Source organism: Nocardioides sp. P4_G4 (assembly GCF_056401085.1).
On the sequence record NZ_JBFUKA010000069.1, the window covers coordinates 1 to 25,337 of the forward strand.

25 protein-coding genes and 1 tRNA gene are annotated in these 25,337 nt (G+C 72.3%); 3 read left to right on the forward strand and 23 right to left on the reverse strand.

The features are described from left to right. From AC1DQF_RS15835 to AC1DQF_RS15845, 3 genes are all read right to left on the reverse strand, one after another. Window positions 1-336: IMPACT family protein (locus tag AC1DQF_RS15835; protein WP_477526183.1), on the reverse strand; the 336-nt coding region annotated here is incomplete at its 3' end. After that, on the reverse strand, window positions 333-1,382 hold the full coding sequence (locus AC1DQF_RS15840; protein ID WP_477526205.1) for a YihY/virulence factor BrkB family protein: 1,050 nt from the start codon (window positions 1,380-1,382) through the stop codon (window positions 333-335). The genes AC1DQF_RS15840 and AC1DQF_RS15835, both read right to left, overlap by 4 nt. 44 nt (window positions 1,383-1,426) lie before the next feature. Continuing rightward, window positions 1,427-2,170, reverse strand: a complete 744-nt coding sequence (locus AC1DQF_RS15845) for a TSUP family transporter (protein WP_477526206.1) — start codon at window positions 2,168-2,170, stop codon at window positions 1,427-1,429. Window positions 2,171-2,226: 56 nt separating this feature from the next. On the opposite strand from AC1DQF_RS15845, the gene AC1DQF_RS15850 reads away from it, so the two are divergent. Next, window positions 2,227-3,117 (forward strand): ABC transporter substrate-binding protein, encoded by an 891-nt coding sequence (locus AC1DQF_RS15850; RefSeq protein WP_477526184.1) that lies wholly within the window; start codon window positions 2,227-2,229, stop codon window positions 3,115-3,117. Here AC1DQF_RS15850 and AC1DQF_RS15855 read toward each other — a convergent pair. Further along, window positions 3,104-3,550, reverse strand: coding sequence for a hypothetical protein (locus AC1DQF_RS15855; RefSeq protein ID WP_477526185.1), 447 nt, complete (start codon window positions 3,548-3,550; stop codon window positions 3,104-3,106). The two genes, AC1DQF_RS15850 and AC1DQF_RS15855, sit on opposite strands and share 14 nt — an antisense overlap. Window positions 3,551-3,555: 5 nt before the next feature. Further along, window positions 3,556-4,995, reverse strand: a complete 1,440-nt coding sequence (locus tag AC1DQF_RS15860; protein WP_477526186.1) for a cystathionine beta-synthase — start codon at window positions 4,993-4,995, stop codon at window positions 3,556-3,558. Between the two features lie 40 nt (window positions 4,996-5,035). Between AC1DQF_RS15860 and AC1DQF_RS15865 the strand changes: the two genes are divergently transcribed. Beyond that, window positions 5,036-6,118 (forward strand): SGNH/GDSL hydrolase family protein, encoded by a 1,083-nt coding sequence (locus AC1DQF_RS15865; RefSeq protein WP_477526187.1) that lies wholly within the window; start codon window positions 5,036-5,038, stop codon window positions 6,116-6,118. 51 nt (window positions 6,119-6,169) lie between these two features. On the opposite strand, the gene AC1DQF_RS15870 is transcribed toward AC1DQF_RS15865, so the two are convergent. The 15 genes from AC1DQF_RS15870 to mfd all read right to left on the reverse strand — a co-directional run bounded on the left by AC1DQF_RS15870 (window position 6,170) and on the right by mfd (window position 22,599). Next, on the reverse strand, window positions 6,170-7,075 hold the full coding sequence (locus tag AC1DQF_RS15870; RefSeq protein WP_477526188.1) for a Bax inhibitor-1/YccA family protein: 906 nt from the start codon (window positions 7,073-7,075) through the stop codon (window positions 6,170-6,172). Between the two features lie 93 nt (window positions 7,076-7,168). Next, window positions 7,169-8,446: a calcium-binding protein gene (locus AC1DQF_RS15875; RefSeq protein WP_477526189.1), complete on the reverse strand. Its 1,278-nt coding sequence runs from the start codon at window positions 8,444-8,446 to the stop codon at window positions 7,169-7,171. A 137-nt stretch (window positions 8,447-8,583) separates the two neighbouring features. Then, window positions 8,584-8,657 (reverse strand) — tRNA-Leu (locus AC1DQF_RS15880). Beyond that, on the reverse strand, window positions 8,657-9,214 hold the full coding sequence (locus tag AC1DQF_RS15885; protein WP_477526190.1) for a peptide deformylase: 558 nt from the start codon (window positions 9,212-9,214) through the stop codon (window positions 8,657-8,659). Before AC1DQF_RS15885 ends, AC1DQF_RS15880 begins: the two co-directional genes overlap by 1 nt. Beyond that, window positions 9,211-9,729 (reverse strand): glycine cleavage system transcriptional repressor, encoded by a 519-nt coding sequence (locus tag AC1DQF_RS15890; RefSeq protein ID WP_477526191.1) that lies wholly within the window; start codon window positions 9,727-9,729, stop codon window positions 9,211-9,213. Before AC1DQF_RS15890 ends, AC1DQF_RS15885 begins: the two co-directional genes overlap by 4 nt. Then, complete coding sequence (locus tag AC1DQF_RS15895) at window positions 9,726-10,580, reverse strand: uracil-DNA glycosylase (RefSeq protein WP_477526192.1); 855 nt, start codon at window positions 10,578-10,580, stop codon at window positions 9,726-9,728. Before AC1DQF_RS15895 ends, AC1DQF_RS15890 begins: the two co-directional genes overlap by 4 nt. Before the next feature lie 11 nt (window positions 10,581-10,591). Further along, the gene (locus AC1DQF_RS15900) at window positions 10,592-11,521 is read right to left on the reverse strand and encodes a Ppx/GppA phosphatase family protein (RefSeq protein ID WP_477526193.1); all 930 of its coding nucleotides are present in this window, start codon (window positions 11,519-11,521) and stop codon (window positions 10,592-10,594) included. Then, a complete protein-coding gene (betA, locus tag AC1DQF_RS15905; RefSeq protein ID WP_477526194.1) occupies window positions 11,514-13,310 on the reverse strand; it encodes a choline dehydrogenase in 1,797 nt (598 codons plus the stop codon). Before betA ends, AC1DQF_RS15900 begins: the two co-directional genes overlap by 8 nt. Next, window positions 13,307-14,758, reverse strand: coding sequence for an aldehyde dehydrogenase family protein (locus AC1DQF_RS15910; protein WP_477526195.1), 1,452 nt, complete (start codon window positions 14,756-14,758; stop codon window positions 13,307-13,309). The genes betA and AC1DQF_RS15910 overlap by 4 nt, the downstream gene beginning before the upstream one ends. Before the next feature lie 135 nt (window positions 14,759-14,893). Next, on the reverse strand, window positions 14,894-15,385 hold the full coding sequence (locus tag AC1DQF_RS15915; protein WP_477526207.1) for a DUF501 domain-containing protein: 492 nt from the start codon (window positions 15,383-15,385) through the stop codon (window positions 14,894-14,896). A 122-nt stretch (window positions 15,386-15,507) separates the two neighbouring features. Further along, window positions 15,508-15,933 carry an FtsB family cell division protein gene (locus AC1DQF_RS15920; protein ID WP_477526196.1) on the reverse strand — a complete coding sequence of 142 codons (426 nt, stop codon included), beginning with the start codon at window positions 15,931-15,933 and terminating at the stop codon, window positions 15,508-15,510. A 187-nt stretch (window positions 15,934-16,120) separates the two neighbouring features. After that, on the reverse strand, window positions 16,121-17,398 hold the full coding sequence (gene eno / locus AC1DQF_RS15925) for a phosphopyruvate hydratase (protein WP_477526197.1): 1,278 nt from the start codon (window positions 17,396-17,398) through the stop codon (window positions 16,121-16,123). 205 nt (window positions 17,399-17,603) lie between these two features. After that, a complete protein-coding gene (locus AC1DQF_RS15930) occupies window positions 17,604-18,329 on the reverse strand; it encodes a nucleoside triphosphate pyrophosphohydrolase (protein WP_477526198.1) in 726 nt (241 codons plus the stop codon). A 5-nt stretch (window positions 18,330-18,334) separates the two neighbouring features. After that, complete coding sequence (locus AC1DQF_RS15935; RefSeq protein ID WP_477526199.1) at window positions 18,335-19,030, reverse strand: hypothetical protein; 696 nt, start codon at window positions 19,028-19,030, stop codon at window positions 18,335-18,337. Then, the gene (mfd, locus tag AC1DQF_RS15940; protein ID WP_477526200.1) at window positions 19,027-22,599 is read right to left on the reverse strand and encodes a transcription-repair coupling factor; all 3,573 of its coding nucleotides are present in this window, start codon (window positions 22,597-22,599) and stop codon (window positions 19,027-19,029) included. The genes AC1DQF_RS15935 and mfd overlap by 4 nt, the downstream gene beginning before the upstream one ends. Before the next feature lie 231 nt (window positions 22,600-22,830). On the opposite strand from mfd, the gene AC1DQF_RS15945 reads away from it, so the two are divergent. Further along, the gene (locus AC1DQF_RS15945; RefSeq protein ID WP_477526201.1) at window positions 22,831-23,511 is read left to right on the forward strand and encodes a hypothetical protein; all 681 of its coding nucleotides are present in this window, start codon (window positions 22,831-22,833) and stop codon (window positions 23,509-23,511) included. Between the two features lie 85 nt (window positions 23,512-23,596). Here the strand turns inward: AC1DQF_RS15945 and AC1DQF_RS15950 are convergent, their stop codons facing one another. The 3 genes from AC1DQF_RS15950 to AC1DQF_RS15960 all read right to left on the reverse strand — a co-directional run. After that, window positions 23,597-24,001 (reverse strand): VOC family protein, encoded by a 405-nt coding sequence (locus AC1DQF_RS15950; RefSeq protein ID WP_477526202.1) that lies wholly within the window; start codon window positions 23,999-24,001, stop codon window positions 23,597-23,599. A 48-nt stretch (window positions 24,002-24,049) separates the two neighbouring features. Beyond that, entirely contained in the window at window positions 24,050-24,838 is a 789-nt protein-coding gene (locus AC1DQF_RS15955; protein ID WP_477526203.1) for a 3'(2'),5'-bisphosphate nucleotidase CysQ, read from the reverse strand. Between the two features lie 33 nt (window positions 24,839-24,871). Next, a partial coding sequence (locus AC1DQF_RS15960) for a helix-turn-helix transcriptional regulator (RefSeq protein WP_477526204.1) occupies window positions 24,872-25,337 on the reverse strand: 466 nt, incomplete at its 5' end.

Here is a 25,337-nt window from a genome sequence, read left to right on the forward strand (position 1 = left end):
GACCAGTCCGCCGGCGCCGAGCTGGGTGCCGCCGAACCACCGGGTGACCACGGCCGCCACGTCCGAGACGCCCGCCCCCCGCAGCACCTCGAGCATCGGCGCACCCGCAGTGCCGGCCGGCTCGCCGTCGTCGCTGGAGCGCTGCAGGTCGGCACCGGGACCGAGCACGAAGGCCGAGCAGTGGTGCCGCGCGTCCCAGTGGAGCGCCCGCTGCTCGGCCACGACGGCGCGCGCCGACTCCTCGTCACCCACCGACCGCAGCGTGCACAGGAACCGCGATCGCTTCACCTCGATCTCGGCCGACGCGTCGCGCGCGAGAGTGAGGTACGACGTCACGGGGCGGAGTCGGTCAAGCGGTCCGGCTGGTGCCCGGTCGTCGGTTCGGGGTCGGTCGCGGGCTGGGGCTGCGCCTCGGCGGCGGCGCCGCTCTCGTCCTCCTCCCACGAGACCGACACCTTCTCGAACCCCTTGTGCCGCTGCATCCGGGCGTACGACGCGTAGGCGCGACGGTCGGCCGAGGTCAGGGACACGGCATCGGTGAACGGGGTGAGCAGGGCTCGCGGGTAGAGCTGTCTCGCGATCACGACGTTGATCTCCATGGCGAGCACCGCCATCACCGCACCGATGAACAGGAAGCCGACGAGTCCGAGCACCAGTCCGAAGGTCTTGGTCATCGCGGTGGTGCCGACGAGGACCTTCGAGACGTAGAGCGCGCCGCCGAGCTGGAGGAGCTGGAACATGACGGCCAGCGAGAAGCCACCCGGCGCGGCCCGGCGGAAGCTGTGCTGCCCGGTCGCGGCGAAGCGGAAGAGCACGGTCAGGCCGACCCCCACCACGAGCACCGTCACCAGCTGCAGGAGCCAGCGCTCACCCTGCTCGAAGAAGGTGGTGGTCGTGCTCGCCACCGTCGACAGGACCGACACACTGAGGAGTGCAGCGCCGGCGGTGAGCAGCAGGATCAGGCTCTTGACCCGCGAGTAGAAGGGGTTGGGCCGCGAGTTGCGCGGCACCGACCAGGCGACGTGCATCGCGTTCTGCAGCGACTGCGCGAGGCCCAGGGCGCCGTACAGCGCCGCGAGCGTTCCGAAGGCGACTCCCGCCGCCGACCCGCGCAGCCCCTCGGGTCGGCCGAGCTGGTCGCCGATGATCGGGAACTGGGCGAGCGCCGAGTCCAGGATCTCGTTCTGCCACTCCGGCTTGGCGCCGAGCACGAACCCGAGGATCGAGGTGCCGAGCAGCATGAGCGGGAAGATCGCCACGAAGGCGTAGTAGGTCAACATCGCCGCCAGGTAGTTGCCCTGGTCGTCGAAGAACTTGTAGACCACCGCGAGCGGGAACCCGACGACGGGATGCTCCCGCTGGAAGTCGTCGATCCGGTCCATCACGCTCACGGCTGCACGCTACCGGTGCGGGCGTCGTGAACCGCTCACCAGACGCCCAGCAGACCCCCGCCGAGTCGCACGACGAAGGCCGACACCACCACGAGGAAGAACACCCGGACGAACCTCACGCCGCGCGCGACCGCGACCCGGGCGCCGACGTAGCCGCCCACGATGTTCGCGCCGGCCATCAGCAGGCCGAGCTTCCACATCACCGCGCCCTGCGGGACGAAGATGACCAGCGCCGCGAGGTTGGTCGCCCAGTTGGCGAGCTTGGCCTTGGCGGAGGCCTCGAGGAAGTTGTAGCCGAGGACCCCGACGAGGGCGAACACGAAGAACGAGCCGGTGCCCGGACCGATCGACCCGTCGTAGAAGCCGATCGTCAGTCCGGTGAGCGCCACCGCCGAGACGTGGGTGCCGCCGCTGTAGCGCAACGCGGTCAGCGTCCCCACCGAGGGCTTGAACCACACGTAGGCCCCGACGAGCACCAGGACCACGAGGATGATCGGGTCGAAGGCGCTGCGGGGCAGCATCGAAGCCACGAGGGCACCGCCGAGCGAGCCCGCGAACGCGGCGAGCATCAACGGCAGGAAGGTCCGTGGGTCGGGTCGCACCCGCCGGAAGAACGTGGCCGCACTGATCGACGTCCCGCAGAGCGACGACAGCTTGTTGGTGGCCGCGATCTGCACCACGGAGGCTCCCGGGAGGCCGAGCAGGAGGGCCGGGAGCTGGATCAGCCCACCCCCACCGACCACCGCGTCCACGAAGCCGGCGGACAGCGCCGCCAGCATCAGGAGCAGCACGGTCCCGGTCGTCAGCTCCACGCCGTCACCCTAGGCTGGCGCTCGTGCGCATCGTCTCCCTGCTCCCCTCGACCACCGAGATCCTCTTCGCGATCGGGGCGGGCGACGACGTCGTCGGCGTGACCTTCGAGTGCGACCACCCCGTCGAGGCGCGCAGCCGCACGATCGTGTCCACGAGTGCGATGCCGGAGGGGCTCGGCCCGCGCGAGATCGACGACTTCGTGGTGGCCGCCGTGCAGCGCGGCGACGACCTCTACCACCTCGACGAGGGCGCCCTGGCCGGCCTGGACGCCGAGCTGGTGGTGACCCAGGACCTGTGCGCGGTGTGTGCCGTCGACGTCTCGGTCGTCGACGACGCGCTCGCCCACCTCGGCTGCACCGCCGAGGTGCTCACCATCGACCCGCACACGCTGAGCGAGGTGCTGGACTCGATCCGGGTCCTCGGTCGGGCCACCGGACGCGAGGTCGAGGCCGACGCCCTCGTGCAGGACACGCACCGGCGTCTCGCCGACGTCGTACGACGCGTGGGCACGCGGGCGCGTTCGCGCGTGGTGCTGCTGGAGTGGACCGACCCGCCGTTCGCGCCGGGCCACTGGATCCCCGAGATGATCGACCTCGCCGGCGGTGAGCCGGTGCTCGGCACCGCCGGCGAGAAGAGCGTGCGGATCACCTGGGAGGACGTCCACGCCGCGCGTCCCGACGTCGTGGTGGTGGCCCCCTGCGGCTACGACCGCGACGGCGCGCAGGCGTTGGCCGACGAGCTCGTCGCCTCCGGCGTGCTCCCCGCGGGTGTCGCGGTGCACGCAGTCGACGCCAACGCGTCGTGGGCCCGCCCCGGCACCCGGCTCGTCGACGGCATCGAGGAGCTCGCCGACGTGCTGTCGGCGAGCTCCTCGGCCACGTCCTCGGGAGGGGCGGCGACTACGACCGGGTGACCGGCTGCACGACGACCTTGTCGTAGCCGTCGGGCACCGGCTGCCCGTAGCCCGGGCAGAAGAGGTCGCCCTCCTGGTCCGGGTCGAGCTCCTCGGTGGAGGTGCAGTTGATGGTGGCCAGCACGTCGCCGTCCGAGACGAAGACGAGCTCGAAGAGCGCCGAGCGGGCCTCGTCCCCGTCGTTGACGACCTTGGCCCGCACGAGCGGGTGCGTCTGCTCCTCGAGCGCGACCTGCTCGGTGATGGTGTCGTACTCCCAGCCGGACGGGACGGTGAAGCCGTTCCAGCTGAACTCCTTGCCGACCTCGACCGTGACCGGGGCCTCGGGGTCGGCGGGCTCGTCCCCGCCGCAGGCGCCGAGCGCCAGCACCGGGGCGAGCACGAGGAGGGCAGCGGCGAGCGCGCGCCCGCCGCGGGGCGTGGTGGACCTCATCGCTCTCAGCCCTTCGCCAGGTAGGCCAGCAGGTCCTGTCGGGTGAGCACCCCGACCGGCTTGCCGTCCTCGTGGACCAGCGCGGCGTCGGCCTTCTCCAGCATCGCGACGGCCTCACGGGCCGGCGAGGTGGAGCCGATCGACGGCAGCGGGGGCGACATGTGGTCCTCGACCGGGTCGGTGAGGGTGGCCTTCCCGGCGAAGAGCGCGTCCAGCAGGTCGCGCTCGGAGACCGATCCGGCCACCTCGGCGGCCACGATCGGCGGCTCGGCGCGGACGACGGGCATCTGCGAGACGCCGTACTCCTGGAGGATGTGCACGGCCTCGGCGATGGTCTCGGACGGGTGGGTGTGCACGAGGTCGGGCAGCCGCCCGGACTTGCCGCGCAGCACCTCCCCGACGGTGCGCGACTCGGACCCGCCCTCGGTGGCGAAGCCGTACTGGCTCAGCCAGGCGTCGTTGAAGACCTTGGTGAGGTAGCCGCGGCCCGAGTCGGGCAGCAGGACGACGACGACCGCGTCGTCGCGCCCCTCGGCGGCGAGCTCGTGGACCAGCTGGCGCGCGGCGTACGCCGCCATGCCGGACGAGCCGCCGACCAGCATCGCCTCCTCGCGGGCCAGCCTTCGGGTGAAGGCGAACGAGTCGGCGTCCGACACCTCGATGATCCGGTCGGCGATCGACCGGTCGTAGGTCTCGGGCCAGAAGTCCTCGCCCACGCCCTCGACGAGGTAGGGCCGCCCGCTGCCGCCCGAGTAGACCGAGCCGGCCGGGTCCGCGCCGATCACCTGGATGTCGGGGTTCTGCTCCTTCAGGTAGCGGCCGATGCCGCTGATCGTGCCGCCGGTGCCGACGCCCGCCACGAAGTGGGTGATCCGGCCGTCGGTCTGTTCCCAGATCTCCGGGCCGGTGGTCTCGTAGTGCGAGCGCGGGTTGTGCGGGTTGGAGTACTGGTCGGGCTTCCACGCGCCCGGCTGCGCGGCCAGGCGGTCGGACACGTTGTAGTAGGAGTCCGGGTGCTCGGGGGCGACCGCCGTCGGGCAGACGACCACCTCGGCGCCGTACGCCTTGAGCACGTTGCGCTTGTCCTCGCTGACCTTGTCCGGGCACACGAAGATGCAGTGGTAGCCCTTCTGCTGGGCCACCATCGCCAGGCCGACGCCCGTGTTGCCGGAGGTCGGCTCCACGATCGTGCCGCCGGGCTGCAACGCGCCGGAGGCCTCTGCGGCCTCGATCATGCGCGTCGCGATGCGGTCCTTCACGGACCCGCCGGGGTTGAGGTACTCCACCTTGGCGAGCAGCAGCGGACCCGATCGGGGCTCGTCTTCGGGGCCGCCTTCCGTGCCGCCTTCGGGGCTTCCGGTGGAGGAGGGGAGGTCAAGGGAACGGTCGAGCCGCACCAGCGGGGTGTCACCGATGAGGTCGAGCAAGGATTCGACGTACTTCACCCGGCCAATCTAGCCACCTACCGGCCCGTAACATGAAGTCGTGGGAACCGCAGCCGCCGCACGCAAGCTCGCCTCCGCCGCCGCTTTCGGCGGCGGAGGCCTCTCCGTGCTGGGCGCCGGGCTGTACGGCGTCCTGGTCGCCGAGGCGCGTCTCGCCCGCCGGGCGATCGGCACCCTCACCGACGACCCGCCACCCGACGCGACCGGCTGGTACGGCCGCGGCCGTCCCGGTCCGGCGATCCGCATCGCCCTGCTCGGCGACTCCAGCGCCGCCGGCTACGGCGTCGAGCGCGTCGAGGACACCCCGGGCGCCCACCTGGCCAGCGGGGTCGCGGTGCAGGCCGACCGCCGGGTCCACCTGCGCGAGCACGCGGTGGTCGGCGCCCAGTCCAGCGACCTGGCCAGCCAGGTCGAGGCGGCGCTGTCGACCCATCCCGACGTGGCCGTCATCCTCATCGGCGCCAACGACGTGACCCACACCGTCACCCCGACCCAGTCGGTGCGCCACCTGTCCGAGGCCGTACGCCGCCTCCGCGACGCGGAGGTCGCGGTCCTGGTCGGCACGTGCCCGGACCTCGGCACGATCAAGCCGATCGCTCCCCCGCTCAGGCAGGTCGCGCGGTCCTGGTCGCGCCGGCTCGCGGCCGCGCAGACCATCGCGGTGGTCGAGGCCGGCGGGCGCACGGTCTCGCTGGCCTCCGTGCTCGGGCCCGAGTTCGCGGCCGCCCCGGCGCTGCTCTTCGGACCGGACCAGTTCCACCCCAGCGCCGACGGCTACCGCCAGCTGGCGGCCGTCCTCATGCCGTCGTGCCTGGCCGCCCTGGGCCTCGGTCCCGACGACGAGGCGCTGCCCGAGGCCTTCCGCGGCGAGGGCGTCATGCCGGTCGCGACCGCGGCCGCCCAGGCGGTCCAGAACCCCGGTACCGAGCTCGACGGCACCGAGGTGTCCGGCTCGCAGCGCGGGCTGCGCGGCCGCTGGGTCGAGCTGCGCCGTCGTCGCCGTCGTCCCGGCGGGGAGACCGAGACCCCCGAGACCAGCGAGGGCGACGCCGTACCCCGGGAGGCCGGACAGCATGACGCCGGCCCCTCGTCCATGGACGAGAGGCCGGCGGAGACGCGATAGCCCGACGGGCGCGGTGTGCGCCCGGGCTGGTCGATCAGTGCTGCTGGTCGATCAGTCCTGACTGAAGATCGCGAGGATCCGCAGCAGGTTGGTGTAGATCCACACGAGGCTCACGGTCAGCGCGAACGCCGCACGCCACGACTCGCGCTCGGGGAGGCCGGCGGCCACGCCCTTCTCGACGTAGTCGAAGTCGAGGATCAGCATGAAGACACCGAGCACCAGGCCACCGATGGCGAACAGCAGGCCCATGCCGCCGAAGCCGAAGAAGCCGATCTGGTTGCCGAAGAAGCCGAGCACCATCTCGAGCAGGCCGAGCGCCACCATGCCGAACATGGCCGCGACCACGAAGGTGCGGAACTTGTTGCCGACCTGGATGTCGAAGAACTTGTAGGCGGCCAGCGTGCCGGCGAAGGCGGCGAAGGTGCCGATGACGGCCTGCACCACGATGTTGTCGGCCAGTCCGGTGGAGCTGTCCGCGACGAAGGTGGCGTCGATGAACTTCGAGAACGCACCCAGCGCGACACCCTCGAGCGCCGCGAAGGCGATCACCAGGGCCGGGCTGATCACCCGCTTGAAGGAGTTGAGCATCGACAACCCGAACGCGCCGAACGAGCCCACCATGAGGGCGAGGTACAGCTTGTTGACGTTGTCCGGGCTCGCGTCGAGGTCACCGGTCCAGAGCCAGGTGGCGGCGGCGGTCGCGATGACGACGAACAGCGTGATCGCGGTCTTCTGGACGACGGAGTCGACCGTCATCCGTCCACCGTCGACCTCCGGGGTGGTCGGCGTGCCGGTGCCCCACTGGGACGGGTCGGTCGCGGCGGACGAGGCCGTCTGCGTCTGGCCGTAGCCGGGGTAGGACTGGCCACCGCCGGCGTAGGTCTGGTTGCCGTAGGCGTTGGAGCCGGTGCCGTTGAACTGCTCGGACCGGGCAAAGATCGGGTTGTTGCTCTTCATGGTCTCTCCTTGGAGGCCGCATCTGGTTGCGCCCACCTTACTCGGGTGCACGTTTGTACAAACGTGCGAGAACGCGGCGGTGTTCCCGCTCGGTCACTCACATCCGCGCACGATCTCGGCCCGGCAGCGGTCGGTCCCGCGATGCCCGCGCACCCGGTCGCGACCCGCGCCGCCGAGCAGCACGTCGTCGGCGTACGAGCCGTCGATGCGGTCGTCTCCCCCGCGTCCCCTGGCCGTGTACGCCGCCCCGCCACGCACGCGGTCGTCGCCGGGCGTGCCGAGGTAGGTCCACCGTCCCTGGGCGCCCGGCATCGTGACCCGCTCCACCGAGTCGACGACGACGCGGGTGCGGCCGCCGTCCGGCGTGCCGGCCCGGAAGAGGCCCCGGCCGTGGTCGAAGACGCCCCACGCGGGCCTGTGGGCGGAGCCGCGCCTCAGCACGGAGACGGAGATGTCGTCGGTGCCGTCGCCGCCGGAGACCGTGTGGCGTCCGGGCGAGAGGTAGAGCTCGAGCACGTCGGCGTCGGGGCCGCCGTCCATCGTGGTCGCGCCGCGCTCCTTGCGCAGGTGGTCGCGACCCGGGCCGCCGAGCAGCACGTCCGTGCCACCGGTCGAGTCGAGGGAGTCGTCGCCGGCGCCACCGTCGAAGACGTCGTCGGCGGGCTCGCCCTGCGGCGGCGAGTACTCGTCCCAGGCGTTGAGGACCAGGTCGTCCCCGCCTCGGGCCTCGATCCGGTCACCGCCGCCGTTGCCGACCAGCTGGTCCGCGTCCTCGGTGCCGAGGAGGTGGTCGGCGTACGGCGACCCCAGCAGCTCGACGACGTACCCGACGGTGGGCTGGGGCTGCGCGACGACCAGCGTGTCCGTCCCCTCGCCCGTCGCCGTGCCGGCGACGAGGTCGACCGTGACCCCCGCGTCGGCGCCGCCGAAGTCGAGGGTGTCGGGCGGGTTCCACCCGTCGGCTCGCAGCACCGTGTTGACGCCCAGGTCGACGAGGTCGTCACCGGGTCCCGGGACCACCAGGTCGCCGGCGGGCTCCGCCTCGCTCTCGAACACGTTGAGCCGGCCGTTGGTGCCGCCGTACAGGCGGTCGTCGCCCTCCCCGCCGGTGATCTCGTCCGGCCCGGCGTTGCCACAGATGACGTCGTCGCCCGCGCCGCCGTCGATGCGGTCGAGGCCCCCGAGGCCGGCGATGACGTCGTCACCGGGCGTTCCGGTGAGCGTGTCGGCTCCCTGCGTCCCGACGATCGTCGGCGTCCGTCCGTCGCACGTAGGCCCGGCCGCGGCCACCGGCTGGCCGAGCATCACCACGGTGCCCATCAGCACGAGTGGCGCCACGACGAGTGCTGTCAGCGCTGATCGGTGTCCCATGGATCCCCCTCCGTAGGTCGGGCACCCACGATAGGGGTGGCGCCGGCGCTCGGGCAGCACCACGAGGAGGTGCCGGACAACGCGGAGACTTCGACGGCCCCCAGCCGCCGGATCCTCCGGGCAGGCGTACGGCACAGTGCCCCGACTGGGACTCGAACCCAGACTGCGCGGTTTTTAAGACCGCTTCCTCTGCCGATTGGGATACCGGGGCTACAGGTAGGTCTTGCGAGCGTAGATCGCGTGCGCCCCCGCCGCGCGGTCGAGGAAGAGGAGGCCGTCGCAGTGGTCGATCTCGTGCTGGAGCGCGCGGGCCTCGAAGGCGTCGGCCTCGAGGGTGACCTCCTCGCCGGTGCCGGGGAGCTGGCCGCGGACCACGACCCGGCTCGGGCGCTTCACGTCACCGGTCAGGTCGGGGACGCTCATGCAGCCCTCGCGGGCCTTCTCGTTGCGGCTCGACTCCACCACCTCCGCGTTGCACAGCACGAAGGTCCCGTGGTGGTCGCGCGCCTTGGGGTGCTCGGAGACGTCGACGCAGAACACCTTGACGCCCTCCCCCACCTGCGGGGCCGCGAGACCGACGCACCCGGGCGAGACCCGCATCGTGGCCACCAGGTCGGCGGCGAGCTGCACGGTCTCCGGGGAGGTCGGGTCCACCCGGCCGCCGTCGGTCGACAGCACGCGGGCGGGAGCCCGTACGACGTCGCGCACGCGCCCGACGACGTCGAGGTCGGCCTCGGTCCAGGCCGCCACGTGGGGATGGATGCTCACAGCTCGTCGGACTCCGCGGGACGCAGGGTCACGCCGACGCCCAGCTGGTCGGCGACCGAGCGCAGCGACACCGCCAGGGAGTCGGTGTCCACCGTGGCCGGCAGGTCGAGCTCGGCGATGAGCAGGTAGAGGTCGCCCGCGAGGCGGGTGGTGAGGTCGGTGACGTTGCCGCCCACCTCTGCGATCTCGCCGATGACGGCAGACACGATGCCGGGCCGGTCGCCACCGTGGACGGTCAGCACCCACTGGCTGCCGTCCGACGGGTGCGGCTGCTCCTCGGGCACCTCGCGGACGGTGACCGTGAGGGTGCCGTCGGCGGCGAGCGGTGCGAGCGCCTGCTCGATGTCGGCCGCGCGCGCGTCACCTGCGCACACCAGCGTCATGGCGAAGTGGCCACGCAGCAGCGTCATCGTCGAGTCCTCGAGGTTGAGGCCCAGGCCGGCGATCCGGTCGGTGGTGCCGGCGATGATCCCCGGGCGGTCGTGGCCGAGGACGGTGATGGCGTGGAGGGTCACCGCGTCATCCTGTCAGGGTCCCGACCGTCCCCGGATGCCAGCGTCCGCGCCCGGAGGAACACGGCGTCGAGCATCTCCGGGGTGAGACGACCGGTGAAGGTGTTGTGCTGCGAGGGGTGGTAGCAGCCGAGCAGGGTGACGTCGCCGATGCGCACCTCGTTCGCGTGTCCGAACCGGGGCCGTGGTCGGGGCACGTCGAGGCCGAGACCGGCCAGCCCGGTGAGCGACCCCGCCCACCCGTACGCCCCCAGCGCGACGACGACGCGCACGCGGGGCGCCAGCAGCCGCAGCTCGGTGTGCAGCCACGGGGCGCAGGTGTCCCGCTCCTCCGGCGTCGGCTTGTTGTCCGGCGGCGCGCACCGCACCGTGGCCACCATCCGGGTGCCGACCAGCTGCTGCCCGTCGCCGGCGTGGGTGCTCGTCGACAGGGTCGCGAGGCCGACCCGGTGCAGGCTCGCGAAGAGCCAGTCGCCGCTCGAGTCCCCGGTGAAGACGCGTCCGGTGCGGTTGCCGCCGTTGGCGGCCGGCGCCAGCCCGACGACGAGGATGCCGGCCTCCGGGTCGCCCCAGCCGGGGATCGGTCGCCCCCAGTAGGGCTGGTCGGCGAACGACGCCCGCTTGTCGCGCGCGACGTCCTCGCGCCAGCGCACCAACCGTGGGCAGGCCGAGCAGACGCTGACCCGGGCGTCCAGCGCGCCGAGGTCGTCGGTCACCGCCAGGCGTCGTACGCCGCCCGCGGTGCGGGCCACCCGGGTGCCGGCCGCCGCGGGGTCCTCGGGCCAGCCGGTGCCCGGCGGGACCGGGGACGCGAACGTGCGGCCGGTGAGGGGGTGCGGCAGGTCGCCGGGCACGGGGCGCTCCCTCAGGCCCCGGCAGACGTGCCGATGGAGGCCGCGATGCCGTGCAGGATGTCGGCCTCGGAGACGCGGTAGGTGCGCACCGACGCACGCGCCAGGATGCGGGCCCAGATCAGCGCCCCGGCACCGACCACGTCGGCGCGGCCCGGGTGCATGTAGGGCAGCGCCCGCCGCTCGTCGACGCTCATCGCCACCAGCCGGTCGCAGAACGCCAGCGTGTCCGCGACCGAGAGCTCGGCGCCGTCGAAGGCATCCCGGTCGTACGCCGCCAGGTCCAGGACGCCGCAGGCGATCGTCTTGATCGTCCCCGACGTGCCGATGACCGTGCGGGCCCTCCCGGCCTCGACGGGCGAGTCGTCGAGGTGGCGCTCGACATCGGCGACGCAGGCGGCGACCTGCGCGTCGGTCGGCGGGTCGGAGTGCAGGTGGCGCTCGTGGAGGCGGACCGACCCGATGTCCATGGAGGTCGACTCCTGCGGCCCGTCCTCGCCGAGGACCAGCTCGGTGGAGCCTCCCCCGATGTCGACGACCAGCACCGGCTCGGCGGGCATCGGGGTCAGCGGGCCGACCGCGCCCGCGTACACCAGGGCGGCCTCCTCGGCACCGCTCAGCACCTCCGGGCCCACGCCGAGGCGGGCACGCACGCCCTCGACGAAGACGGCGGCGTTGCGGGCGTCGCGGGTCGCCGAGGTGGCGCAGAAGCGGGTGCGCCCGGGCGGCACACCGTGCTGTCGCAGCACCTCGGCGAGCTCGTCGATCGCCGCGAAGGTGCGGGCCAGCGCCTCGTCGGACAGCTCGCCCGTGGTGTCGACGCCCTGCCCCAGGCGCACGACGCGCGACTCGCGCCACACGACCTCGGGCGGCGTGCCGATCAGCAGCTTGATCGAGTTGGTGCCGCAGTCGATGGCGGCCACGGTCCGGGTGTCGTCAGGCACGCGGCTCATTGTGCCGGGGCAGGACCTGGGCGGCACGGACCCCGGCCGCGCTCGGGAGGTCGCGGGCGGTGTTCCACGCCTCGTTGCGCGGGTCACCGGGCGGGTACGGCGGGTCGCCGGCGCCGTGGCGGTACCACGGCACCTCCAGGCTGGGCAGCGGCGTGTTGCCCGCGATCAGGTCGGCGGCCTTCTCGGCCACCATCATCACCGGGGCGTAGATGTTGCCGTTGGTGACGAACGGGAAGACCGAGGCGTCGACGACCCGCAGGCCCTCCGTGCCGTGCACCCGCATCGACGCCGGGTCGACCACCGCACTCTCGTCGGTGCCCAGCTTGGCCGTGCACGAGGGGTGCAGGGCGGTCTCCCCGTCCCGACGCACCCACTCGAGGATCTCCTCGTCGGTCTCCACCGAGGGTCCCGGAGAGATCTCCCCGCCGTTGAAGGAGGCGAAGGCGGGCTGCTCGAGGATGCCGCGCGCGGCCCTGACCATCTCGACCCATTCCCGCTTGTCGTTGTCGGTGGAGAGGTAGTTGAACAAGATGGAGGGGTGCTCGTAGGGGTCGGTCGAGCGGATGTGCACGTGGCCGCGGGTGTCGGCGTACATGGGACCGATGTGCACCTGGTAGCCGTGGATGCCGTGCTCGGTCTCGGCCGGCTTCGACCCGTCGTACCGGATGGCGATCGGCAGGAAGTGGAACATCAGGTTGGGCCACTCGACGTCGTCGTTGGAGCGGATGAACCCCCCCGCCTCGAAGTGGTTGGAGGCCCCCACCCCGCGGCGGCCGAAGAGCCACTCCGCGCCGACCCGCGGCTTGTGGCGGTGGGCCAGCCACGGGGCGATGGAGACCGGCTGGGTCGAGGCGTACTGGACGTAGACCTCGAGGTGGTCCTGCAGGTTGCTGCCCACGCCGGGCAGGTCCACACGGGGCTGCACCCCGGCGGCCCGCAGGACCTCGGGGTCCCCGATACCGGCCAGCTGGAGCAGCTGGGGGGAGTTGAAGGCGCCTCCGCAGAGGACGACCTCCCCGGCGGACACCGAGCGGTGCAGGCGCCCGGCCCGCGTGTAGTCGACCCCGGTGCAGCGGTTGCCCTCCATGCGGAGCCCGGTCACCATCGCCAGGGTCTCGATCGTGAGGTTCCTGCGGTCCCGCACGGGATGGAGGTAGGCACGCGCCGCCGAGAGCCGCCGCCCACGGTGGACGTTGCGGTCGAACTTGGCGAAGCCCTCCTGCCGGTAGCCGTTCACGTCGTCGGTCAGCGGGTAGCCGGCCTGCTGCACGGCCTCGAAGAACGCGCCGAACAGCGGCGTGCTCGCGGGGCCGCGCTCGGTCACCAGGGGGCCGGACCCGCCCCGCCAGGCGTCCGCGCCGGTGCTGCCGTTCTCGAGCAGCACGGTCTCCATGCGCTTGAAGTAGGGCAGGCAGTGGGCGTAGTCCCACTCGGCCATGCCGGGCTCGGCCGCCCACCGCTCGTAGTCCATCGGGTTGCCCCGCTGGAAGATCATCCCGTTGATCGACGAGGAGCCGCCGAGGACCTTCCCGCGGGCGTGGTAGATCCGGCGCCCGTCCATCTGGGGCTCGGGGTCGGACTCGTACTTCCAGTCGTAGAACCGGTTGCCGATCGGGTAGGGCAGCGCCGCCGGCATGTGGATGAACGGATCGATGCGGAAGTCGCTGCGCCCCGCCTCGAGCACCAGCACCCGCGTGGACGGGTCGCTGCTCAGGCGGTTGCCCAGGGCCGACCCTGCCGAGCCCCCGCCCACGATGACGTAGTCGTAGTGACCCTTCATGACCGGCCCTCCAGCGTCCTGTCGGCGAACCAGCCGGCGGGGGCCGGCCGGGTGTTGTGCCACACGTGCTTGGTCTCGCGGTACTCCTCCAGCCCCGCCAGACCCAGCTCGCGCCCGATCCCGGACTGCTTGAAGCCGCCCCACTCGGCCCCCGGGACGTAGGGGTGGTAGTCGTTGATCCAGATGGTGCCGTGCCGCAGCCGCCGCGCCACACGCTCGGCGCGTCCGGCGTTCTCGGACCACACGGCACCGGCGAGTCCGTAGACGGTGTCGTTGGCGATCGCCACCGCGGCGTCCTCGGCGGCGTCGCGGTCGGCCCCCGAGAACGTCTCGACCGTCAGGACCGGCCCGAAGGACTCGTCGCGGACGCAGCGCATGTCGCGGGTGCAGCCGTCGAGCACCGTCGGGGCGAAGTACCACCCCGCGGCGTGCTCCTCCCCCTCCGGCGGACCGCCACCGCAGCGCAGGGTGGCGCCGTCCTCGAGGGCCTCGGCGACGTAGGTCGCGACCTTGTCCCGGTGCGCCTCGCTGATCAGCGGGCCGGTCTCGGCGTCCTCCTCGAAGGGTCCGCCCAGCCGGATCTGCCGGGCCCGCGCCACGATCGCGTCGACCACCTCGTCGTGGATGCTCTCCTCGACCACGAGGCGGGCGCCGGCCGAGCACACCTGGCCGGAGTCGAGGAAGATCGCGGTGAGCGCGTTGTCGATCGCGGCAGGCAGGTCGGCGTCGGCGAACACCACGTTGGGGTTCTTGCCACCCAGCTCCAGGGCGATCCGCTTCACCGTCGGCGCGGCGGCGGCCATGATCGCGCGACCGGTGACCAGGCCGCCGGTGAACGAGACCAGGTCGACGTCCTCGTGCGCGGTGAGGGTCGGGCCCACCGCCGCCCCGGCGCCGAGGACGAGGTTCGCAACGCCCGGCGGGAGGCCCTCCTCGGTGAGGACCCGCACCAGCCAGATCGAGGTGTGCGGCGTCAGCTCACTGGGCTTGAGCACGAAGGTGTTGCCCGCCGCGAGCGCCGGGGCCACCTTCCAGCTCGTCTGCAGCAGCGGGTAGTTCCACGGCGTGATCAGGGAGCACACCCCGACCGGCTCGTGCAGGACGCGACTGGAGACGTCGGCCAGCCCGGTGTCGACGACCCGGCCCGCGTCGGCCGCGGCGAGGTCGGCGAAGTGGCGGAAGACCGCCTCGATGTCGTCGACGTCGAGCTGTGACTCCACGAAGCGCTTGCCGGTGTCGAGGCTCTCCAGCCGCGCGACCTCGTCCTTCTCGGCCACGAGGCGGTCGGCCACCCGTCGCAGGAGCGCGGCTCGATCGAACGCCGAGGTGTGCGGCCACGGCCCCTCGTCGAAGGCGCGCCGCGCCGCTCGTACGGCGGCCGCCGCGTCGTCGGCCGTCGCCTCGGGCACCTCACCGACCTCGCTCTGGTCGGCGGGGCACCGGATCATCCGGACGCCTCCGTCCGACGCGCCGCACCATTGACCGTCGATCAGGAGTCCAGTCACGTGAACGTGACTACCACCCCACGGGGTGGCCTCGCCAGTGTGCGGCCGCATCGCGGTACGCCGCCGCACGAGCGCCGCTCAGTCGGTGTCCGGCGCTTCCCGTCCGACGCAGGGACCGGGTGCCCACCACTCGCCCAGCAGGTCGAGCACCTCGTCGCCGAGCGGGTTGACGCCGCGCCCCTGGGCCAGCGACTGGCCCGCGAGGACGTGCAGGCACTTGACCCGGTCTGGCATCCCGCCGGCCGTGATCCCCGCGATCTCGGGGACGTCCTGCCCGGCGCCGGCCGCGAGTCCGTCGCGCGCGGCGAGGTAGGCCTCGTGGGCCCCGCGGTAGGCGGACGCCAGCTCGGGGTCCTCGGCGAGGCGGTCCTGCATCTCCTTCATCAGTCCCGACCCCTCCAGGGTGCCGATGCGGGAGGCCGCGCGCGGGCAGGTGAGGTAGTACGTCGTGGGGAACGGCGTGCCGTTGGGCAGCCGCGGCAGGGTCGTCACCACGTCGGGGTTGCCGCACGGGCAGCGGTGCCCGATCTCGTGGATGGCGCGGGGCTCCCGGCCGAGCTGGGCGGCCACGGCCGCGACGTCGGCGGGGTCGACGGGCCCGGCAGTCTCGGTGGGCTCGGTGGGCTCGGCAGGGTCGATGGGCTCGATGGGCTCGGTGGGCTCGATGGGCTCGGCAGGGTCGATCGGTGGGGTCACTGCTGTCCGGACTTGTCGAGCTTGACGCCGTCGATGACCGACGGGGTCTCGGGCTGGGGCGGGGGCGGGTTGCCGGCGAGCTCGACGGAGTCCCAGGCCGGCGACCACCACGGCGTCGGCTCGATCTTGAGCACGTCGTCGGGGTCGTTGAGGGTGGCCTGCTGCTCGAGGGGACGACCGTTCTCGTCCAGCACCTTGAAGCCGGTCTCGCCGGGCATCAGATAGCCGAAGCGGGCGCGCGCCTGGGCCTTGACGTACGCCGGGTCCTCCCAGCGCTGCTTCTCGCGCTCGAGGTCGTTGATGCTCGACTCGCGCTCGGCGATGGCGGTCTTGAGCTCGGAGATGTGGGAGCGCTGCTGGAGGTAGGCGCGCATCGACGAGGCGTACGAGACCGTGAGCACGGCGAGCACCAGGACGAGCACGGCGGCTCGTCCCGTGAGCCGCGGGCGACGCGGATGGCCGTCCGCACCCGGGCGCGACCCCGCCGGGGTGGACGGTCGGGACGCGAGGGACCGGCCGCGCGGCGTGCGCGAGCCGGGCCCCGTGGTCCCACCGGGTCCACCCCGGGGAGTACGACGCTGCGAAGCCATGGGGAGCAGTCTGCCCCGATCAGGCCTTGAAACGGGGGAACGCGCCCGCGCCGGCGTAGCGAGCCGCGTCACCCAGCTCGTCCTCGATGCGGAGCAGCTGGTTGTACTTCGCGACGCGCTCGGAGCGGGCCGGTGCGCCGGTCTTGATCTGGCCGCAGTTGGTGGCGACGGCGAGGTCGGCGATGGTCGTGTCCTCGGTCTCGCCCGAGCGGTGGCTCATCATGCAGCGGAAGCCGTTGCGGTGGGCGAGGTCGACGGAGTCGAGGGTCTCGGTGAGCGAGCCGATCTGGTTGACCTTGACCAGCAGGGCGTTGGCCGACTGCTCGTCGATGCCGCGACCGAGGCGCTCGACGTTGGTGACGAACAGGTCGTCGCCGACGATCTGGGTGGTGTCGCCGAGCTGCGCGGTGAGGGTCTTCCAGCCGGACCAGTCGTCCTCGTCCAGCGGGTCCTCGATGGAGACGATCGGGTACGACGCGACGAGCTCGGCGTAGTAGGCCGTCATCTCGTCGGCCGACTTCTTCTTGCCCTCGAAGGAGTACTTCTTGCGGTCGTGGAACTCGCTGGCCGCGACGTCGAGCGCGAGCGCGATGTCCTTGCCGAGCTTGAGGCCGGCGGACTTGACGGCCTCGGCGATCAGGTCGAGCGCGGCGCGGTTGGAGGAGAGGTCGGGGGCGAAGCCGCCCTCGTCGCCGAGCCCGGTGGCCAGGCCCTTCTTCTTCAGCACGGCCTTGAGCGCGTGGTAGACCTCGGCACCCTGCTGCAGCGCCTCGGCGAAGGTCGCCGCACCGATCGGGGCGATCATGAACTCCTGGATGTCGACGTTGGAGTCCGCGTGCGAGCCGCCGTTGAGGATGTTCATCATCGGCACCGGGAGCAGGTGGGCGTTGGGGCCGCCGACGTAGCGGAACAGCGGCAGGCCCGCCGACTCCGACGCCGCCCGCGCGGTGGCCAGCGAGGCTCCGAGGATGGCGTTGGCGCCGAGCTTGGCCTTGTTGGGCGTGCCGTCGAGGTCGAGCATGGCCTGGTCGACGACCCGCTGGTCGTCGGCCTCGAGGCCGATGATCACCCCGGAGATGTCCTCCACGACGCCCTTGACGGCCTTCTGTACGCCCTTGCCGACGTACCGCTTGCCGCCGTCGCGCAGCTCCACGGCCTCGAAGGCGCCGGTGGAGGCACCGCTGGGCACGGCGGCGCGGCCGAACGCGCCGTCGTCGAGGACGACCTCCACCTCGACGGTGGGGTTGCCTCGTGAGTCGAGGATCTCGCGGGCGCCGACAGCTGCGATGGATGCCACAGGTTGCTCCTGGGAAGTCGTGGGTGGGGTCACGTGCGCCCTCAGCCTAGACCCGCTCGGACCGGTGCCCCCGTCGCCCGCGGTGCCTGGCCCACATTCCCGGACGCCGACGTGTGGCTGGTCCACCGCTGCTCCGGCGTGTCGGCAGGGACACGCGCCGGAGCGGTGCGGGAGCCACCTCGCGGGCACCGGGAAGGTGGCTGGCTCACCGCTCCCGGGCGAGGCGCTCCGCGTCGTCGACCTGACGGCGTACGGCGAGGCGCAGGGCCTGCTCGGGGTCGACACCCGCCGCTCGGCCCCGGTCCACGAGCTCCAGCAGGCGCTCCCCCAGCTCCTCGGACGTCATGGGGAGCGGCTGCTCCTCCGACCGCTCCCCGTGACGTCCGGCGCGGGCGAGGCGGTCGAGCACCTTGTCCGCGTACAGCAGGGCGGGCAGGCCGGGTGGCAGGCCGTCGGTGACCGAGGTGCGCTGCGGCTTCTCGACCGCCTTGCGCGCCTCCCACTCCGCGTTGACCTGCTCGGGGGTGAGCACCTCACCGGCGACCTCCCCGGTGACCTCCCCGGCGACCTCGCCGAAGACGTGCGGGTTGCGGCGGCGCAGCTTGGCGACGATGTCGGCGGCGACGTCGTCGACGGTCCAGTCCCCGCGCTCCTCGGCGATCGCCGCGTGGAAGTAGACCTGGAGCAGCAGGTCGCCCAGCTCCTCGCGCAGGTGGTCCCAGTCGCCGGACCCCACCCCCGCGTCGATCGCCTCGAGCGTCTCGTGGGTCTCCTCGAGCAGGTAGCGGGCGAGCGACGAGTGCGTCTGGGCGGCCTTCCACGGGCACTCGGCCCGCAGTCGCCGCATCACCGCGACGAACTCGACGAGGGCCTCCCCCGACGCGGGCTGTCCCGGCGACACCGGCACGGCTCCTGGCACGGGCTCAGCCACCGAGATCAGCCGCAGCGGTGGTTCTCGGGCAGCGTGTTGGCGTACGTCGCGTCGGGCTCGGTCGCCAGGCCCGCCTTCGCGTCGTCGCCGACGGCGACCGAGAGGTTGGTGTCGACCGGGGCGAGGGTCCCGTCGATCAGCTCCACGCCGTAGCGCGGGTCCACTGTGACCCCGTTGGCGTCGGGCCACGAGGTGAAGATGTCGGTGCCGGCCTGGGTGACCTCGTCGACGGTCGGGTCCTCGAAGCCCTGCTCGGCCAGCTCGGCCCGGCCGACCTGCTCGAGGACGTCGTTGGCGAGCGCGTTGGCGCTCATCACCTCGACGTAGTCGTCGCGGACCTCCTCGGGGAAGGCCTCGGCGGTGCGGGTGCGCGTCGCGACCTCGCGCTGGTACGCCGCGCCCGGCTCCACGCCGTACTCGTCGGCGATCTGGTGCGCGGTCGAGGACAGGGTCATGAGCTGGACGACGCCCTGGCGGATGAAGCCCATCGGCACCACGGTGCCGTTGGCGCTGAACTCGTCGCCGAGCGCGGTGCACAGGTGCGCGGACGCGCTGTCCACGGTGCTGGTGGAGATCGTCTCGTCGCCGACCTCGATGGCCACCCCCGGTCGGGCGGAACCGGCGCACCCGGTGAGCACGAGCCCGGAGAGGGCCACGGCTCCCGCCGTCCGCAGGGCGGTCTTCACACGGGTCTTGCTCACGCGTCACTCCTCGACGACTGGGACGACTGGGACTGCTGGGCCTCGGGCGGGTCGATGATGGTGTCGATCACACCTCGGGCCCATTCAAGCAGGGCGATGCCCGAGATCGGCTTCCCCGCCACGACCGCCGTCTGCGGACGCGGCACCAGGATCGTGCTCACCGGGGCCTTGACGATGGACCGCGGATAGATCCGGTTGAGGCGTACGACGCGCGACTCGGGCAGGTCGACGGGTGCGAACCGCACGTTCTTGCCCGCGATCGTCACCTCGCCGACACCGGCGCTCCGCGCCCGGGCACGGAACCGCGCCACGATCAGCAACGACTCCACGACGGCCGGCGGCTCGCCGTACCGGTCGACGAGCTCCTCGCGCAGCCCGTCGACGTCCTCGTCGGAGCGCACCTCGGCGAGGCGCTTGTAGATCTCGAGCCGCAGCCGCTCGGAGGGGATGTAGTCGTGCGGCAGGTGGGCGTCGACGGGCAGCTCGATGCGCACCTCGTTGACCTCGGGCTCGGCGTCGCCCTTGAAGTCCGCGACCGCCTCGCCGACGAGGCGCACGTAGAGGTCGAAGCCGACGTCGGCGATGTGGCCGGACTGCTCGCCGCCGAGCAGGTTGCCCGCGCCGCGGATCTCGAGGTCCTTCATGGCGATGGCCATGCCGCCGCCGAGGTCGGAGTGCTGGGCCAGGGTGGCCAGCCGCTCGTGGGCGGTCTCGGTCAGCGGCTTCTCGGCCGGGTAGAGGAAGTAGGCGTACGCCCGCTCCCGGGACCGACCGACGCGACCGCGCAGCTGGTGCAGCTGGGACAGGCCGAGGGTGTCGGCCCGCTCGATGATCATCGTGTTGGCGTTGGACACGTCGAGGCCCGACTCCACGATGGTCGTGCAGACGAGCACGTCGAAGCGCTTCTCCCAGAAGTCGAGCATCACCTGCTCGAGCTGGTGCTCCCCCATCTGGCCGTGCGCCGTGGCGACCCGCGCCTCGGGCACGAGCTCGCGGATGCGGGCGGCGGCCTTCTCGATCGAGTTGACCCGGTTGTGGATGAAGAAGACCTGGCCCTCGCGGAGCAGCTCGCGGCGTACGGCGGCGACGACCTGGCGGTCCTCGTAGGCGCCCACGTAGGTCAGCACCGGGTGCCGCTCCTCGGGCGGGGTGGTGATCGTGGACATCTCGCGGATGCCGGTGACCRCCATCTCGAGGGTGCGCGGGATCGGGGTCGCGCTCATGGAGAGCACGTCGACCGAGGTACGCAGCCGCTTCATCTGCTCCTTGTGCTCCACACCGAAGCGCTGCTCCTCGTCGACGATGATCAGGCCGAGGTCCTTCATCCGGATGTCGGGGTTGAGCAGCCGGTGGGTGCCCACCACGATGTCGACCGCGCCCGTCGCGAGCTCGTCGATCACCGTGCGGGCCTCCTTGTCGGTCTGGAAGCGCGAGAGGCCCTTGAGCACGACCGGGAAGCCGCTCATCCGCTCGGTGAAGGTGCTGAGGTGCTGGGTGACCAGCAGCGTGGTGGGCACCAGGACGGCCACCTGCTTGCCGTCCTGCACCGCCTTGAACGCCGCGCGGACCGCGATCTCGGTCTTCCCGTAGCCGACGTCGCCGCAGACCAAGCGGTCCATCGGGACGGTACGACGCATGTCGGCCTTGACCTCGTCGACGGTGCTCAGCTGGTCGGGGGTCTCGTTGAAGGGGAAGGCGTCCTCGAGCTCGCGCTGCCACGGGGTGTCGGGGCCGAACGCGTGGCCCTGGGTCGCCTGCCGGGCGGCGTACAGCTTGATGAGCTCGGCGGCGATCTCGCGGACCGCCTTGCGGGCCCGGTTCTTGCGCTTGGTCCAGTCCCCGCCGCCGAGCCGGTCCAGGCTGGGCTGCTCGCCGCCGACGTAGCGGGTGACCTGGTCGAGGGTGTCGGCCGGCACGAAGAGGCGGTCCGGCGGGGCGCCACGCTTGGACGCGCCGTACTCCAGGACGAGGTACTCGCGGGTGGCCCCCGCCATCTCGCGCTGCATCATCTCCACGAAGCGGCCCACGCCGTGCTGTTCGTGCACGACGTAGTCGCCGGCCTTGAGCTCGAGGGGGTCGATCTGCTTCTTGCGACGGGCCGGCATCTTGCGCATGTCGCGCGTGGAGGCCTTCTGCCCGCTGAGGTCCTCCCCGGTGATCAGCGCGACCCGCACCGCCGGGTCGACGACGCCCTGGGTGAGGCAGCCGGTGGTGACGGTGACGACACCCGCGCCGTCGGCGTCGAGCCCGGCCGGCACGTCGTGCTCGCCGAGGACCTCCACCATCCGCTCGGCGGGGCCGTGCCCGGGGTGCACCACCGTGACGCGGTAGCCGTCGGCCAGCCAGCCGCGGACGTCCGCGATGGCGCGCTCGAGGTCGCCGCGGTAGGCCTCCGCGGGCTGCGCGGTCAGGGACCGCGACGACACGGCCCCGACCACGACGTCGAGGTCCACGCCGGCGACGTCGTCGGTCTCGATGCCGAAGGGGCTCACGGTCCACCACGAGAGGCGGCGGTCGAGGGCGTGCTCGCGCACGTCGGCGACCTCGCGGTACGACGCCGTGGACAGGTCGATGGGCGACTGGCCACCCCCGGCCGCGGCGGCCCAGCTGGCGCCGAGGAACTCCTCGCTGGTGGCGACCAGGTCGTGGGCCCGGGTGCGGGCGCGCTCCGGATCGAGCACCAGGACGGTCGTGTCCGCCGGGACCAGGTCGACCAGCAGCTCCATCTCGTCGACCAGCGCGGGCGCCAGCGACTCCATGCCCTCCACCGCGATCCCGTGGGCGATCTTGTCGGTCAGCTCGAGCAGCTGCGGGTGCGCGCGACCCAGCTCGGCGGCGCGGCGGCGTACCTCGTCGGTGAGCAGCAGCTCCCGGCACGGCGGGGCCCACAGGCGCTCGACGGCGCCCATGGTGCGCTGGTCGGCGACCGCGAACGCGCGGATCTCCTCGACTTCGTCGCCCCAGAACTCCACCCGCAGCGGGTGCTCCTCGGTCGGTGGGAAGACGTCGACGATGCCGCCGCGCACGGCGAACTCGCCGCGCTTCTCGACCATGTCCACCCGGGTGTACGCCGCGTCCGCGAGGCCGYGGACGACGTCCTCCAGGGCGACCGTCTGGCCGGGGACGAGCTCGACCGGCTCGAGGTCCGCCAGACCCCGCACCTGGGGCTGGAGGAGCGACCGGATCGGGGCGACGACCACCGACAGCGGGCCGTTGGTGGCGTCGGTGCCGGGGTGGCGCAGCCGGCGCAGCACCGCCAGCCGCCGACCGACGGTGTCGCTGCGCGGGCTGAGCCGCTCGTGGGGCAGCGTCTCCCAGCTCGGGTAGTAGGCGATGCGTGCCGGGTCCACGAGGTCGACGAGCTCCTCGACCAGGTCCTCGGCCTCGCGGGCCGTGGCGGTCACGGCCAGGACCGTGCGGCCGGCGTCGACGAGGCCGCGGATCACGAAGGGACGTACGGCGCCGGGACCGGTGAGGTCGAGCGTGGCGACGTCGCGGGAGTCGGCCATCGCGTCGGCCAGCACCGGTCCGGCCAGCAGGTCGTCGGCCACTCGGGTCAGCGCGCTCATCGCGTCCTCTCATCGGGGGGTCGGACGCACCCCTGCGGGCACGCCGTCGAGCCCCCGTCCACTGATGGACGGGGGTCGCCGCTCAGTCTACGAAGGCACCGCGAAAGTCGAGTGGTCCCCGGTGGTTTGCCGGGGCGGGGGGCTGGGTAGGTCGCGGCCAGCGGGCCGCGATCGGCCCGCGTCTGACATGGCGGGCGCCGACGGCGCCCATCGAAAGGGGATACGGGGCACATGCGCTTCACTCGACTCATCGCCGGCCTGACCACGGCCGGCCTCCTCGGACTGGCTCCGGTCGCGATCAGCGCACCGGCCCAGGCCACCGACAACCTGACCACCACCACGACCATCGAGCTCGCCTACGGCGACAACCCGGTCGAGTACGGCGGCGACGTGGTCCTGCGTGGCGCCGTGGTCGCCTCCGACGGCAGCAGCGCCTACGAGGGCACCGCCACGCTTTACCAGTACACGCCGTCCAATCCGACGTGGGTGCCGATCGCCACCGTCGACGCCAGCGGCTACCTGAGCCTGCCCGACCAGAAGCCCACGTCCAACGTGGCCTACAAGGTCGTCTACTCCGGTTACGCCGCGACCAACGCCTACGAGGACAACTACGCCCCGAGCGAGTCCGCCGTCCTCAACGTCGGCGTGACCTACAAGCTCAAGGCCAAGACGCCCGGGACGAGCATCGTCGGCAAGATCAAGCCGTCGTACAAGAAGAAGAAGGTCGTCATCCAGCGCAAGGTCGGCAAGAACTACAAGAAGTACCGCACGGTCAAGACCAACAAGAAGAGCGCCTTCAGGGTCAAGCTGCCCACCGGTCGTCGCGGCCAGAAGGTCTACTTCCGCGTGATCATCAAGGGCACCAGCCAGATCACGACGCTGGCCGCCGGCTTCTACACGATCCGCTACTGACGCTCGGGCGATCGGTAGCGCGCACCACCCACCACTGACCTCGGCCCCGGAGCACTGCTCCGGGGCCGAGTCGCGTTCGCGGCCCCTACTCCGCGGACGCCGAACAGACCTCGTCCTGGGTGCGCAGGACGCAGAACTCGTTGCCCTCGGGGTCGGCGAACACCACCCAGCCGGTGCCGGGCCCGTACTGGCCGCGGTGGTCACCGACCTCGGTGGCCCCCAGCGCACGCACCCGCTCGACCTCCTCGTCGCGCGTGCCGGAGCGGGGGCGCAGGTCGAGGTGGACGCGGTTCTTGCCGGCCTTGGGCTCGGGGACCTCGATGAAGAGCAGGCGGTGGCCCGAGGTCGGGTCGAGGACCATGCACTCCTCGTGGCCGGGCAGGTTGGGGTCGCCGTCGACGTCGACGTAGCCGAGCAGCTGCTTCCACCACTCGGAGAGCTCGTAGGCGTTGGCGCAGTCGACGGTGGTGTGGGAGACGAAGGAGGTCATGGCCCCACCGTGGCAGTCGGCACCGACGTCGCCAAGCGGGTTTGTGGGTCAGTCGGTCCCGTGGGCACGGACGAAGGCGATGATCTGCTCTGCCAGCTCGGGACGGCACACGATCAGGTCGGGCAGCGAGGTGTCGTCCTCGTTGTAGACCAGCGGCGAGCCGTCGACGCGCGAGCAGTGCAGGCCGGCCGCACGGGCCACGACGACCGGGGCGGCGTTGTCCCACTGGTACTGACCACCCGCGTGCACGTAGGCGTCGGCCACGTCGCGCACCACGCTCATCACCTTGACGCCGGCCGATCCCATCGGCACCAGCTCGGCGTCGATGTCGGCCGCCAGGGCCTGCACGAAGGCCGGCGGCCTGGTGCGGCTGACGGCGATGCGGGGGCGGTCGGCGGTGCGCGCCGGGACCGCGGGCGGGGTACCGGTGCTGAACGTCTCGCCCAGCGCGGGCTGGGCCACGGCGCCGGCGCTGAGCTCGCCGTCCTCCCACAGGGCGACGTGCACGGCCCAGTCGTCGCGGGGGGGCTCGGAGAACTCACGGGTGCCGTCGAGCGGGTCGATGATCCAGACCCGGCGCGCCTGCAGGCGGCCCTTGTCGTCGGCGGCCTCCTCGCTCAGCACCGAGTCGTCGGGACGGTGCTCGGCGAGCACGCGGGCCAGGACCTCCTGCGCGGCGGCGTCGCCGGCGTCCTTGAGGGCCTTGCCCTCGAGGCCGCGGTCGTCGGCCCCGGCGCGCACCTCGAGGAGGACGGCACCGGCCTGTTCGGCCGCCCAGGCGGCGAAGGCGTGGTCATCGAGCTGGCTCGGGTCGGCGCCCGGGATCGTCTCAGTCACGCGGGAAGCCTAACGGTGCGAGGCGCGCTGCGATCACGCCTTGCTCGCGGAGGCCACGGGACCGGCCCCCTCGATGTCGGGTCGTCGTCGCAGGATCGCCGCCGCCGCGAGCTGGGAGTTGACCCCCAGCTTGTTGCGGCCCGCCTTGATGTGGCTGCGGACGGTGGTGAGGGCCACGCCGAGGCTGACCGCGATCTCCGCCGCCGACTCCCCGCGGGACACCCGCTCGAGGACGTCGAGCTCGCGTGGCGACAGGGTCGAGAGGCGGCCGGCCATCTGCTCGAACTGGCTGGTGATGTCCTCCCACTCCTGGATCATCGACGCCCGGCGCTCGGGGTCCACGACCTCGTCTCCGGCCAGGACGTGCTCGATGGTCTCCACGAGGTCGTCGAGCGAGACCTGGGAGGAGAGGACGGCCTCCGCGCCGCTGGACATCAGGGCGACCCAGATCATCCCGGTGGGAGCCGAGGTCAGCACGATGCAGCGTGCGGGGCACGTC